The sequence below is a fragment of the Sporofaciens musculi genome (genome assembly GCF_009830285.1).
GTDB lineage: Bacteria > Bacillota > Clostridia > Lachnospirales > Lachnospiraceae > Sporofaciens > Sporofaciens musculi.
Genome location: NZ_WUQX01000001.1, coordinates 981,325 through 993,629 on the forward strand (window position 1 = coordinate 981,325; position 12,305 = coordinate 993,629).

The window sequence follows — 12,305 nt, forward strand, 5'->3', positions numbered from 1 at the left end:
TGGAGGAATGAACTATGTTAATGAACATGAAGGACATTTTAGCGGTTGCCAAAGAGAACAGATTCGCGCTTCCGGCATTTAATATCAGTGATTATTCCATGTTTCTGGGAATCATGGATGTGTGCGAGGAAACCAATTCTCCAGTCATCATCGAGATTCATCCAGATGAGTTAAGCTTTATCGGACAGGAGATGGTGACAGCGATTAAAGAGAAGGCTTATCGTTCACCAGTTCCGGTATGTATCCATCTTGACCACTGTGGAGATTTTGGTAAGATTATCTGGGCAATCCAGAGCGGATTTACATCTGTTATGTTTGACGGCGCTGAGCTTTCTTTTGAGGACAACATTGCAGGAACGAAGAAGGTTGTAGAGGCGGCTCATCCGGTTAATGTATCTGTAGAGGCAGAGCTTGGTACGATTGGTTCTACTAATCCGGAGGATTTAGAAGGCGGCTCAGCTAAGATTATTTACACCAATCCGGAGGATGCAGTGAAGTTTGTTGCAGAGACAGGGGTTGATACACTGGCGGTTGCCATCGGGACATGCCATGGACTGTATCCGGCAGGTATGAAGCCAGAGCTTAAGCTGGATATTCTGAAGGATATTGCTTCTAAGGTGGATATTCCGCTTGTTCTTCACGGAGGCTCTAACAATCCGGATAAGGAGATTGGAGAGTCTGTTACACTTGGAATTAATAAAATTAACATTTCCTCTGATATCAAGGCTGCTTATTTTGAGAAGATGCGCGAGGTTCTTAAGGACCAGAGCGTAAGAGAGCCGAACGTGATTGAGCCTATCTGTATGGAGGCTATGAAAGAGGTTGCAAAGCATAAGCTTGAGTTATTTAAGACCATCGGAAAAGCATCTTTATACTAATGGAAAATCCTGGTAAATTATGCTATACTATATGAAAATAATATAGCATGAGGTATCAACAGGTGGATAAAAGTAGTGCAAAAGAAGATGTTGCAGGACGGGAAGTTCTTGAGGTAATCCGTGAGAAATATGACGAGATCTTTTCTGCGGAGAAGAAGGTGGCGGATTTTATCCTTAAGAATCCGCAGAAGGCGGTGGATTCCAATGTGTCTGAGCTGGCGAAGAAAAGCGGTGTGAGCGACGCCACTGTAATCAGGATGTGTCATCATATCGGATATGCAGGATATTATCAGTTTCGGATTACGCTGGCCGGCGATTTGGGAAGGAAGCAGTATGGGGTAGACAATATTCCGGAGAGCAAGGATGCCGTAGAGAAGCGGTTTCGGGAGTATGCGGAGGAGATGCTTGTTATCGGAAGGAATATGGACTCGGATGTCATGTGGAATTGTGTGAAGCTTCTCAAGACGTGTAAGCAGGCTCATATTATGGCAGTAGGGAATACAAGTCCCCTTGCCCAGTATATGGGGTTTCGTCTGGGACGCCTTGGGATTAAGTGTACATATAATGTGGCGCCGGAGTATTTTATGAATCATGTGAATCTTGCGGACGAGGAGGATATTCTGATTGGGATTTCACAGTCTGGTACGTCGAAGCAGGTTATCCAGGGATTGGAGCTTGGGAAGGAAAAGGGTCTTAAGAGTATGGTTATTACCGCATTCCCCCAATCACCTGCGGCAGCGTTGGCGGATTATGTACTTCCTTCTGCGGGAAAAGAAGAGGCTTTTAGTTATTACAAGAGCTATGCACATTTATATGAGACAGCGGTGATTGACGCGCTGCTTAGTTTTGTAACGAACGAAGAATTAATTAAGACGAAGCATGCGGATAAGCCGGAGATTATGCTGTCGGAGACAAAGATGTAGAGTTAGATGGAGTTGTTGGGAAATGAGAACCAGAGCATTTTTCGATGACTCCATTCAATATAAAGGAGATATGTTTTATGAAGCGGTCAAGAATCAATGAAGTAATCAGGGATATGGAGGCTTTAATCAAAGAGCATGGGTTTGAGATTCCTCCCTTTGCAAAATGGAGCGCCGAGGATTGGCAGAAGATTGGTCATGAGTATGACGAGATCCGAGACAACTGCCTGGGATGGGATATCACGGACTATGGACTGGGGGATTTCGATAAGGTAGGGTTTTCTCTCCTTACCATCCGTAACGGCAACCAGAAGATGCCTGAAAAATATCCGAAGACCTATGCGGAGAAGCTGCTTATGCTCTATGAAGGGCAGACGGCTCCCATGCATTATCACTGGAATAAGATGGAGGACATTATCAATCGTGGAGGCAACGATATCTATATTACCGTGTACAATGGGACGGAGGATGGCTCGATGTTGGATACGGATGTTACGGTGCACTGTGACGGCAAGACGGAGTCTGTGCCGGCAGGGACAAAGGTATTGCTGAAGCCAGGACAGAGTATTACGATTACGCCCTATATGTATCATGATTTCATTGTACCGGAGACAGGCGGGGCGGTTCTTTTGGGTGAAGTGTCCATGTGCAATGACGACGAGAATGATAATCGGTTTTATGAGCCGATTGGACGTTTCCCTGAAGTAGAGGAGGATGAACCGCCTTACCGTCTGCTGTGCAACGAGTATCCTGTGGCATAATAGAGTTGAATTCGTTACAGCTCGCTGGCAGGCCAGGGAACTGTAATTTAACGGCAAAATTTCTCAAGGATATGTGCATATCTGCTCTTGTATATTTTGTCTTTTTGTATTATGATAATAACAGGCTGGATTTGTGTTCAAGTCTATATATTAAAAAAGGAGGGTACATACTATGGCACACGTAATTAGTAATGAATGTGTAAGCTGTGGAGCATGTGAGTCTGAATGTCCAGTAGGAGCAATCTCCCAGGGTGCTGATCATTATGAGATCGATGCTGACGCTTGTGTTGATTGTGGCGCATGTGCAGCACAGTGTCCTACAGGAGCAATCTCCCAGGGCTAGGAAGTAGGAATTGTGAAGGAACAGCCGGCGAGTTTATTCTCAATTCCGTTATACATGACAATGAAACATACGAAAAAGCGTTGTATATTCTGTCAAAGAAGCTACAGCGCTTTTTTTATGTACCTGACACCGTTTTACTTGTTTTGCAGAACAGTCGTGTTATGATAAATGGGACAAGTTTTGATAAGGGGGTATAGACCATGAGCAGTAACGCATTAGAACAGTTAAAGAGGGAGACAAAGGATGATGCGAAGCTTTTCGGCTGCATCAAAGAACTATACGAACAGGGAGTCCCGTTTTCTGAGTTAAAGGCCTTGATTCCAGACCTTAGGAGGACGCGGGACCAGCTACATATGAAACGGATGCTGGAGAATAACAATGAAGTCTTGCTGTCCATGATTACGAAAGAAATGTCTTTTATGCTGGATGCAAAGGAACGGCGGGAAGAGGAATCCTTCCGCAGACTGGACCAGCTAATCCGCCAGCAGCAATCCTATCGGAAAAATGCGGCGGAGGCCGGTCCAGTGGAAAAATTAAAAAGATTCTTCCTGCCTGCTTAGGTTGGCGAACTTTGTGTATTCGCCTAACCAAGCCAGATTAACGGTCCCTACAGGGCCGTTTCTTTGTTTTGCTATGATAATCTCTGCCTGCTTCTTAAATTCTGAGTCTTTGTTGTAGTATTCGTCTCGATAAATGAACATGACAACATCCGCATCCTGCTCAATGGCGCCGGATTCACGCAGGTCGGAGAGCATAGGCCGTTTGTCAGGCCGGCTTTCTACGGCACGGCTTAGCTGAGACAGAGCGACTACTGGCACATTCAATTCTCTTGCAAGCCCTTTTAATGAGCGGGAGATTTCTGATATCTCCTGCTGTCTGGATTCCTGGCTTTTGCCGACGCTTCCTGTCATTAACTGAAGGTAGTCGATAATGATAAGGTCCAAGCCATGTTCAAGTTTATATTTTCTGCATTTGGAGCGCAGCTCAGAGATGGAGATACCAGGTGTGTCGTCAATAATCAGGCGGGATTTGCCAATGATTCCAGCGCCTTCTATTAATTTCTCCCAGTCAGAATCCTTCATGTTGCCGGTTCGGATTGCCTGTGCATCTACCTGAGATTCCAGAGAGAACAGACGATTCACCAACTGCTCCTTAGACATCTCAAGGCTGAATATGGCAACGCTTCTGTCCTTCTTAAAGGCAATATACTGTGCAATATTCAGGACGAATGCAGTCTTTCCCATAGAGGGCCTTGCTGCAATCAGCACCAGGTCAGAGGGCTGAAGCCCAGAGAGCTTATAATCCAGGTCTATGAATCCTGTAGGGATTCCAGTGACAGTTCCCTTGCTCTTGGAGGCTTTTTCGATTCTCTCCAATGCGTTTAACACCACCTGCTTAATCGGTACAAATTCACCGGAATTTCGTCTCTGTAATAATTCAAAGACGGATTTCTCCGTCTTTTCCAGTATCGCCTCAAGAGATTCGTTTCCAGCGTAACAGACGTTGGAAATATCTTCATTCAGGCGGATTAATTTTCGCATCACAGACTTGTCTGCGACGATTTGTGCGTAATACTTGACGTTTGCCGAGGTTGACACCATATTCAGAAGATCGCGGACAAACTCAAGGCTTGAAACCTCAGCAGGAACATCCTTAGAACGAAGACGCTCCTGCAGCGTAATCAGGTCTACGGGCTGCCCTTCATTAAACAGCTCCACCATGGAGTCAAAGACAACGCCGTAGGCGCTCTGATAGAAATCATTGCCGCTGATAAGCTCGGAGGCTGTGGTGACAGCGTCCCGATCCATCAGCATGGCGCCGACGACAGACTGTTCTGCTTCGATGCTGTGGGGCATTACCCGCTTGATAAGTGCATCTTCCATGAAAAACTCCTTAAGCCTCCTCGTTTACAATTACCTTTAAATCCACAGTTACCTTTGGGTGCAGCTTAATCGGTACATTGTGAGTGCCCAGGGTCTTAATGGCTTCTTTGAGCTGAATCTTCTTTTTGTCTACATCCAGTCCCATCTGTTCCTTTACTTCTGCGGCAATCTCCTTAGAAGCGATTGAGCCGAATGCTTTGCCTCCCTCGCCTGTCTTGATGGACATCTCAACCTTTCCTGTTTCAAGCTTCTTACCAAGCTCCTTTGCCGCCTCGTACTGCTCTTGGGCCAGCTTGTCGTCATTGGCCTTCTTGAGCTTCAAATCATTGAGGTTTTTATTGTTAGCCTCCAACCCTTTTTTCTTCTTAAGAATAAAATTCCTTGCGTAGCCGTCGCTAACTTCTACAATCTCACCCTTCTTTCCAAGGGATTTTACGTCTTCTGTCAATATAACCTTCATAATTAAATGTCTCCTCCTTTTATCATATCGTCAATTACTTTCATAAGGCTTGAGATTGCCTCGTTCATGTCCGTATGGTCAAACTGGGCGCCTGATGCGTTCATATGGCCGCCTCCGCCCAGGCGTTCCATAATAATCTGAACATTCACCTCGTCGATGGACCTTGCGCTTACATAGATTCTTCCATTATACTCCGTGAGCACAAAGGATGCCTTGATATTGTTGATATCCAACAGTTCGTTCGCTGCCTGCGCTCCAATAATAGTCGGGCTTTCAATCTTAAGCGCTGTTCCTCTCGCGATGGCGAATTTCTTGTGGTAAACTTCTGCGCTGCTGATAATCTCTGCCTTAGCTCTATAGGAATCCATATCATCTCGGAACATCTTGCGGACATGGGTGATGTCGGCCCCGCATCTGCGCAGGAATGCCGCTGCCTCAAAGGTACGCACGCCTGTATGGTTCACAAAGTTGTTGGTATCAATCATGATACCGGCGTACATGCTGCTTGCTTCAATCTTAGGAATCTTGATGTCGTCCACAATGTATTGCAGAACTTCTGCCACCATCTCACATGCTGAGGAGGCATAGGGTTCAATATAGGACAACAGGGCATTTTCGATATTATCGCTGCTCTGGCGGTGATGGTCGAGCACAACGATGGTTTTTGTCTTTTTTAATAATTCTTCACGTTCCGTCATCTTGGGCCGGTTCGTGTCAACCACGACTACCATGGAATTCTCATCAGCCATCTCAATGGCCTGAGCAGATTTGAGAAACAGTCCTTCAGAATAATTGGAATCTTTTATAAAGCACTCATACAGTGGGCGAAGTGACGCGGATACTTCGTTAATTACCACATAGGCTTTTTTCTCCATAGACGCCGCTGCCCGACAGATTCCGATGGCTGCCCCGAAAGCATCCGCATCTGTCAACTTATGCCCCATGACGAAAATCCTGTCCTTTAAGGTAATAAATTCTCGAAGGGCTTCTGCCTTTACACGCGCTTTTACACGGGTGTTCTTAGAGGTCTGTTCACGTTTTCCGCCATAGTATGTAATGCCATGGCTGTCTTTGATTACTGCCTGGTCGCCGCCTCTTGCAAGAGCAAGGTCAATGGCAACCCTGGCGTAGTTATACCCCTGGGAATACGCGTCATTGCTTAGTCCAAGACCGATACTTAGGGTTGCGGGAATTCCATTCCCAATGTTCACGGACTTCACATCGTCAAGCAGAGAGAACTTGTCAGCCTCTAATTCTTTGAAATACTGCTTCTTAAGCACGATGAAATATTTATCCGTCTCCATCTTCTTGACAATGCCGTCTACTTTGGCAATATACTGGTTAATCTTCCGGTCCACCAGCGCCATCAAAAGAGATTGGCGGACTTCCTCCACACTGTTGATGACTTCGTCATAGTTGTCGATATAGATTAAGCCTGCCACTAAACGCTGCTCCTCGTTCTCCTTGATGTAACGGTTTAAATCGGTTACATCCTGAAGATGGACGGCAATAAAATATTCTTTTTCCGCCGGCATCTGAAGCAGCAGACCTGTATTGTTAAAGCCTTCCACGGAAACCTGCCGAAGCTCTGCTTTGAATTCTCGGTCAGCAAAATAGACGTCCATCTCTACCGTATCTTGAAGCTCCTTTGGAAAAATACTCCGGTTCAGTTCAGGGATGTACTTGCTAATGGGAACATCCCTCCTGGGCTTGCATCCCAGAAGCTCTTTGAACAGGTCGTTCATCCAGATTGTCTTACCATCACTCATCAGAATCGCGTAGGGTAAGGTCAGCTCTTTAAGCAGAGTGTTCTGGACGATTCCGTACTGTGCGGCAAATTCGACCAAATCCTTTAAAAGAACAGTCTTACTGCGGAAATAGAGTCCAAGGGCAATCAGGCTGTAGATTAGGACGAAGATTCCCATCAAACTTCCTGCCCGATGGTCGATAATATAGACCCAGACATTCATCGCAATAAGGAGAACAGCCATAATGGACGGCCACTGGATATACATTTTTAACTGTCCTCGCAGCTTCAGCTTTTCAGTTTCGTTTTTCTTTTCTAACATCGGCTCATCCTCATGTTTCTAAAGAATAAAATATACGAAAGTTATTATATCACTTTTTAATGCAAATGAAAAGCTATTGAGAAAAGTAGCGGAAAATTAAGAAAATATTTAACATTTTCTTAGAAAATTAGTGTATAGTGTTTGATGAAAATGTTTCACACTAATATCAGAGTGTTGGGAGAGAAGTGTTATGTTAAAGAAAATTAGAAAATGGGCTGCCGTTTTCCTGTGCGGAGCGATGTGTATATGCGGGTGTTCTGGGGAAGACAGCGCACAGGAGCAGGAGAAGCCGGTATCCACAGAGACGAAGAAGGAGCAGACTAAGAAGAAGGAGAAAGAGTATCAGAAAAAGTTGGACATGGTAAAACCGTCAGCTTATGATAACGTAATGGGGCTGAATCTTGAGGAGGGTACAACCCTTTCTATTATAGGCAAGGCAGAAGGCGTGCCATATTGGGATGAGGTAAAACGGGGTGCAGAGCAGGCGGTTAAGGATATCAACGATAATCTTGGATATGAGGGAAAGAAGCAGGTGAAGGTGACTTACAGCGCGCCAAGTACACCGGATAATGTGGATGAGCAGGTGAATATCTTAGATGAAGAATTGGCCAGGTATCCCGCTGCTCTGGGTATTTCCATTGCAGATACTAAGGCTTGTGAGGTACAGTTTGACTTGGCGGCGGAGAGTGATATTCCGGTGGTGGCGTTTGATTCTGGAAGCGATTACCAGGGCTTGATGGCAATGGTATCTACAGATAACCGTACGGCGGCGCGGGAGGCGGCGCAAAAGTTAGCGGAATCGGTGGGTGGGAAAGGCGAAGTGATGCTGTTCATACACGATTCCAAATCTGAGTCGGCAATGAGCCGTGAGCAGGCCTTCAGGGAAGAAATGGAGGCTAATTATCCTGAAATTACCATTGCGGAGGTCTATTATATGGACCGATTGTCTGACATGCAGGAAAGGATTGCGGCGGAAATGAACGGCGTGAATGAAAATGATGAGAATGGAGACATAGAACCAGCAGAAGCTGTCGGGATAGAGACAGCCGGAGAAAATGGGGAGGGCGGCGAGAAGGATGAAGGTGAAGCTTTGGCGGATGGCGAGGCGATTGCCGCAGATACCATCTCAGAGGAAGATGCCATAGACTATCTCTTTGAAAAACATCCGGAGATAAAGGGAATCTATGCAACGAACGGGGATGCTGTGAAGCAAGCGTTAGAAACCTTAGAGCGCAATGAAGCAGAGGCCCGTATCGTTGGCTTTGATGCAGATAAAGAAGAACTTGAAGCAATAAAGGATGGCAGAGTGGAAGGGCTGGTTTTACAGAATCCCTTTGGAATGGGATATGCGGCGGTGATAGCTTCTGCAAGAGCCGCGCTTTCTATGGGAAATGAGGCGGTGGTAGACACAGGATATGTGTGGATTACCAGGAAGAATTTGGAGGAGGAAGGAATTCAAAAATTATTGTACTAATAATGACAGAGGGGTATCCCCATGAAAAAGGCAGGTTTCAAAGAAACCTGCCTTTTCAGTGATATGCCATCTCTGTATTGTGGATGTTCTGAAAACTGATATGCCAATATGAATCCTCTTAATATACTGGCAGTCAGATATCAGCAAAAACTATATATCAAACGTCGGCGTCTCGTTACTGTCAGGAGCCGCCTCTGGAAGGTACAAATGTACAAGCTCAATTCTGTTCTTATCCAGCTTCTCTACAACCATGTGAATTCCATCCTCTGTGTGGATGCTGTCGCCGGGCTCCGGAAGTCGGTCAAGGCGTTCGATAATGAATCCGCCCAGCGAATCATATTCCTCTGAATTCAAATCCAAATCCAGCCGATCGTTTAAGTCGTCAAGATTCGTAGAGCCTTCTACAATATACTCTCGCTCGTCAATCTCTTGAATGAAATCTTCTTCATTCTCATCATACTCGTCATGGATCTCGCCGACGATCTCCTCCAGAATGTCCTCCAGCGTAATCAATCCGGCAGTCTCGCCATATTCGTCAAGTACGATGGCAATATTAAAGGAGGCTTTACGCATCTCCACCAAAAGCTCGGAGATATTCTTATACTCATAAGTAAAATATGCCTCTCTTAAAATATCCTGAATTTGAAATCCCTTTGTATTGTCATATAACAGCAAGTCTTTCATATTAATAGTACCAACCACATTGTCCGTCGTATCCCTGAATACCGGAAGCCTTGTGAATTTGTCTTCGCGGAAGATATCGATTAGCTCGTCGTAGGTACTGTTGACATCGGCAAATGTTACATGAACACGGGGAACCATGACATCCTTAGCCCTGGCATCACCAAGATCAAACACGTTATTAATCATTTCCCGTTCGTCAGATTCTATGACTCCGTCCTCATGGCTTACATCCACGATCGTACGAAGCTCAGTCTCTGTCATGACATTGTTCTTGGCATTCGGATCGACGCGCAGAAGAAACAGTACACCGATAGAAAGCCCGTTGATGATAAAGATAGCAGGCGTCATGATCTTCATAAACATACTGATAATCGGGGCATATAACAGCGACATCTTCTCGGAATGGATGGTAGCCATAGTCTTGGGAGTAATCTCCCCGAATAACAGGATCAGTATAGTCAATATACCGCTTGCGATTGCAACCATGGAACCACCAAAGCTGTAAGCAAGTGAGGTAGTTAGAGATGCTGCCGACAAGTTCACAATGTTGTTGCCAATCAGTATGGCACTTAACATCTTGCCGGAATCATCCGTGATTGCAAGAACTGTCCTGGCGCGCTTGCTTCCTTCATCTGCCAGGGTTCGCATCCGTATCTTATTAACGGTAGTCAGCGCTGTCTCGGCAGAAGAAAAAAATGCAGACAACAATAATAATATAAACAGAATAATGAGTTGTGTGGCGTCACTCGAGTCCAATTGATCAATTCACTCCTTTTTTACATTAAAAATTACTTGAATAAAATTCCTTTGGATTTAATATAACGCATTTGGAGAGATTTTGCAAGAGTACATTGAATTTATTGTAAAATTAGTGTATGATACCCTAGTGCAGTGTCCAATGCAAAGAGGCTTATTTTCACTGGACTGGCGCATATGGAACTGGTGTATTTTAGAATAGTGTTTCAGCAAAAAATGAGAAAGCAGATGGAGAGTTATATGGAACAGAGCACGTATCATGAACTGGCGAAGATTATACCACAGGAGAGGATCAGGACGGAAGAACCCATGAGCAGACATACCACATTCAAGGTCGGAGGACCGGCGGAGGTATTAGTGATGCCCAAGACCTTTGACGAGGTGAAGAAAACGGTCAACCTTTGCAGAACCCGTAATATTTCTTATTATATAGTAGGAAACGGCAGTAATCTTCTGGTGTCTGACCAGGGATACAGAGGCATAGTTATCCAGATTGGAAAGGAGTTTGGCGATATTCGGGTTGAGGGAGACGTTGTGACAGCCCAGGCGGGAGTTCTTCTGTCTGTGGCTGCCAATAAAGCGATGGAGGAAGGGCTGACTGGCTTGGAGTTTGCGTCTGGAATACCGGGGACGCTTGGCGGCGCATGCGTCATGAATGCAGGCGCTTACGGCGGCGAGATGAAAGATGTGCTGACGGAGTTTACTGTGCTGACACAGGAGGGAGATATTGTCAGAATACCGAGCCAGCAGATGGAGCTTGGCTATCGAACCAGTGTCGCTGCTCGTAAAGGATACATTGTGCTGGAGGCTCGCATGCAGCTTCAAAAAGGCGACCGGCAGGAGATTCGGGCAAAAATGGAAGAACTGAAGGAGAAAAGAGTCAGCAAGCAGCCTTTGGAATATCCCAGTGCAGGAAGCACCTTTAAGAGACCGGAGGGATATTTTGCCGGAAAACTGATTCAGGATGCAGGGCTTCGTGGATTTACTGTGGGAGGTGCACAGGTGTCCGAGAAGCACTGTGGATTTGTGATTAACAGAGGTGATGCGACGGCGAGAGACGTGGCAGACCTTATGAGCCGGGTATCGGAAATCGTGGAGGAGAAGTTCGGGGTCAGACTTGAGCCTGAAGTGAGAAGACTGGGAGAGTTCTAAAGATGAGATGTGTGATTGTTACGGGAATGTCGGGGGCAGGTAAGAGTACGGCCCTTAAGATGCTGGAGGATGTGGGATATTTTTGTGTGGATAATCTTCCGGTGCCCTTGATTCCGAAGATGGCAGATCTGCTGCGTGTGCCGGGAAGTGAGCTTAATAAGGCGGCGCTGGGCGTGGATATCAGAAGCGGGCAGAGTCTTACAGAGATGGCCAGAGTATTAGAAGAACTGGATAACGCAGGGATGAAGTATGAGATTCTTTTTTTGGAATCCACCGATCATGTTCTGATTAAGAGGTACAAGGAGACAAGACGGTTTCACCCGCTGGCGGGCAATGATGGACGAGTGGATGAGGGGATTTCTAAAGAGAGAGAAAGAATAAAGTTTCTTAAGAAACGCGCGGATTATCTAATTGATACCAGCCATATGCTTACCAGGGAATTGAAGAGGGAGCTGAATAAGATTTTTGTAGAGAACAAAGAATATAAGAATCTTTACATCTCTGTACTTTCCTTTGGCTTCAAGTATGGAATCCCGCCAGACTCTGATTTGGTGTTTGATGTACGGTTTCTTCCAAACCCATATTATATAGAAGATTTACGTCCCCAAAGTGGTAATGACAGAGAAGTTCGAGAATATGTCATGAATAATGAGAAAGCGATAGAATTTCTGGATAAAATGACAGAGCTGGTGGAATTTCTAATCCCTAACTATGTCCAGGAGGGGAAGACCCAGCTTGTGATTGCAATCGGGTGTACCGGCGGAAAGCATCGTTCGGTTACGCTGGCCAATGAACTTTTTGAGGCGTTGAGTAAGAATGAAAATTACGGTATTCGTGTCGAGCATCGTGACATTGGAAAAGATGCAATTACAAAGGCCAGGTAAGAAGGGGGACAGTTCTGAGGTTGTAATTACAAAGGCAAACA

Annotated in this window: 12 protein-coding genes; 8 read left to right on the forward strand and 4 right to left on the reverse strand. The window is 45.6% G+C overall.

Going from position 1 to position 12,305, the window contains the following annotated elements; translation table 11 throughout:
• Positions 1-14 precede the first annotated feature (14 nt).
• From GN277_RS04890 to GN277_RS04910, 5 genes are all read left to right on the forward strand, one after another.
• Entirely contained in the window at positions 15-878 is an 864-nt protein-coding gene (locus GN277_RS04890; protein WP_159750078.1) for a ketose-bisphosphate aldolase, read from the forward strand.
• A 62-nt stretch (positions 879-940) separates the two neighbouring features.
• A complete protein-coding gene (locus tag GN277_RS04895; RefSeq protein ID WP_244324609.1) occupies positions 941-1,801 on the forward strand; it encodes a MurR/RpiR family transcriptional regulator in 861 nt (286 codons plus the stop codon).
• Between the two features lie 77 nt (positions 1,802-1,878).
• On the forward strand, positions 1,879-2,559 hold the full coding sequence (locus tag GN277_RS04900) for a D-lyxose/D-mannose family sugar isomerase (protein ID WP_159750080.1): 681 nt from the start codon (positions 1,879-1,881) through the stop codon (positions 2,557-2,559).
• A 172-nt stretch (positions 2,560-2,731) separates the two neighbouring features.
• The gene (locus tag GN277_RS04905) at positions 2,732-2,902 is read left to right on the forward strand and encodes a DUF362 domain-containing protein (protein ID WP_159750081.1); all 171 of its coding nucleotides are present in this window, start codon (positions 2,732-2,734) and stop codon (positions 2,900-2,902) included.
• 200 nt (positions 2,903-3,102) lie between these two features.
• Positions 3,103-3,462 carry a hypothetical protein gene (locus GN277_RS04910; protein ID WP_159750082.1) on the forward strand — a complete coding sequence of 120 codons (360 nt, stop codon included), beginning with the start codon at positions 3,103-3,105 and terminating at the stop codon, positions 3,460-3,462.
• On the opposite strand, the gene dnaB is transcribed toward GN277_RS04910, so the two are convergent.
• Genes dnaB through GN277_RS04925 form a run of 3 tightly spaced genes read right to left on the reverse strand, consistent with a single transcriptional unit; the run spans position 3,436 to position 7,314 of the window.
• Positions 3,436-4,785, reverse strand: a complete 1,350-nt coding sequence (gene dnaB / locus GN277_RS04915) for a replicative DNA helicase (RefSeq protein ID WP_159750083.1) — start codon at positions 4,783-4,785, stop codon at positions 3,436-3,438. The two genes, GN277_RS04910 and dnaB, sit on opposite strands and share 27 nt — an antisense overlap.
• Before the next feature lie 10 nt (positions 4,786-4,795).
• A complete protein-coding gene (gene rplI, locus GN277_RS04920; RefSeq protein ID WP_159750084.1) occupies positions 4,796-5,245 on the reverse strand; it encodes a 50S ribosomal protein L9 in 450 nt (149 codons plus the stop codon).
• 2 nt (positions 5,246-5,247) lie between these two features.
• Positions 5,248-7,314: a DHH family phosphoesterase gene (locus tag GN277_RS04925; protein ID WP_159750085.1), complete on the reverse strand. Its 2,067-nt coding sequence runs from the start codon at positions 7,312-7,314 to the stop codon at positions 5,248-5,250.
• Between the two features lie 190 nt (positions 7,315-7,504).
• Between GN277_RS04925 and GN277_RS04930 the strand changes: the two genes are divergently transcribed.
• On the forward strand, positions 7,505-8,788 hold the full coding sequence (locus GN277_RS04930; RefSeq protein WP_159750086.1) for a substrate-binding domain-containing protein: 1,284 nt from the start codon (positions 7,505-7,507) through the stop codon (positions 8,786-8,788).
• Positions 8,789-8,938: 150 nt separating this feature from the next.
• Here the strand turns inward: GN277_RS04930 and GN277_RS04935 are convergent, their stop codons facing one another.
• A complete protein-coding gene (locus tag GN277_RS04935) occupies positions 8,939-10,228 on the reverse strand; it encodes an HlyC/CorC family transporter (RefSeq protein ID WP_159750087.1) in 1,290 nt (429 codons plus the stop codon).
• A gap of 240 nt (positions 10,229-10,468) precedes the next feature.
• On the opposite strand from GN277_RS04935, the gene murB reads away from it, so the two are divergent.
• A complete protein-coding gene (gene murB / locus GN277_RS04940) occupies positions 10,469-11,380 on the forward strand; it encodes a UDP-N-acetylmuramate dehydrogenase (RefSeq protein WP_159756389.1) in 912 nt (303 codons plus the stop codon).
• 2 nt (positions 11,381-11,382) lie between these two features.
• Complete coding sequence (rapZ, locus tag GN277_RS04945) at positions 11,383-12,264, forward strand: RNase adapter RapZ (RefSeq protein WP_159750088.1); 882 nt, start codon at positions 11,383-11,385, stop codon at positions 12,262-12,264.
• The last annotated feature ends 41 nt before the right edge of the window (positions 12,265-12,305 follow it).

Bases quoted from the DNA above. Each gene is read 5' to 3' on its own strand.
- GN277_RS04900 (WP_159750080.1), top strand. From the start codon at position 1,879: ATGAAGCGGTCAAGAATCAATGAAGTAATCAGGGATATGGAGGCTTTA.
- GN277_RS04905 (WP_159750081.1), top strand. From the start codon at position 2,732: ATGGCACACGTAATTAGTAATGAATGTGTAAGCTGTGGAGCATGTGAG.
- GN277_RS04925 (WP_159750085.1), bottom strand. From the start codon at position 7,314: ATGTTAGAAAAGAAAAACGAAACTGAAAAGCTGAAGCTGCGAGGACAG.
- GN277_RS04910 (WP_159750082.1), top strand. From the start codon at position 3,103: ATGAGCAGTAACGCATTAGAACAGTTAAAGAGGGAGACAAAGGATGAT.
- murB (WP_159756389.1), top strand. From the start codon at position 10,469: ATGGAACAGAGCACGTATCATGAACTGGCGAAGATTATACCACAGGAG.
- rplI (WP_159750084.1), bottom strand. From the start codon at position 5,245: ATGAAGGTTATATTGACAGAAGACGTAAAATCCCTTGGAAAGAAGGGT.
- GN277_RS04890 (WP_159750078.1), top strand. From the start codon at position 15: ATGTTAATGAACATGAAGGACATTTTAGCGGTTGCCAAAGAGAACAGA.
- dnaB (WP_159750083.1), bottom strand. From the start codon at position 4,785: ATGGAAGATGCACTTATCAAGCGGGTAATGCCCCACAGCATCGAAGCA.
- rapZ (WP_159750088.1), top strand. From the start codon at position 11,383: ATGAGATGTGTGATTGTTACGGGAATGTCGGGGGCAGGTAAGAGTACG.
- GN277_RS04930 (WP_159750086.1), top strand. From the start codon at position 7,505: ATGTTAAAGAAAATTAGAAAATGGGCTGCCGTTTTCCTGTGCGGAGCG.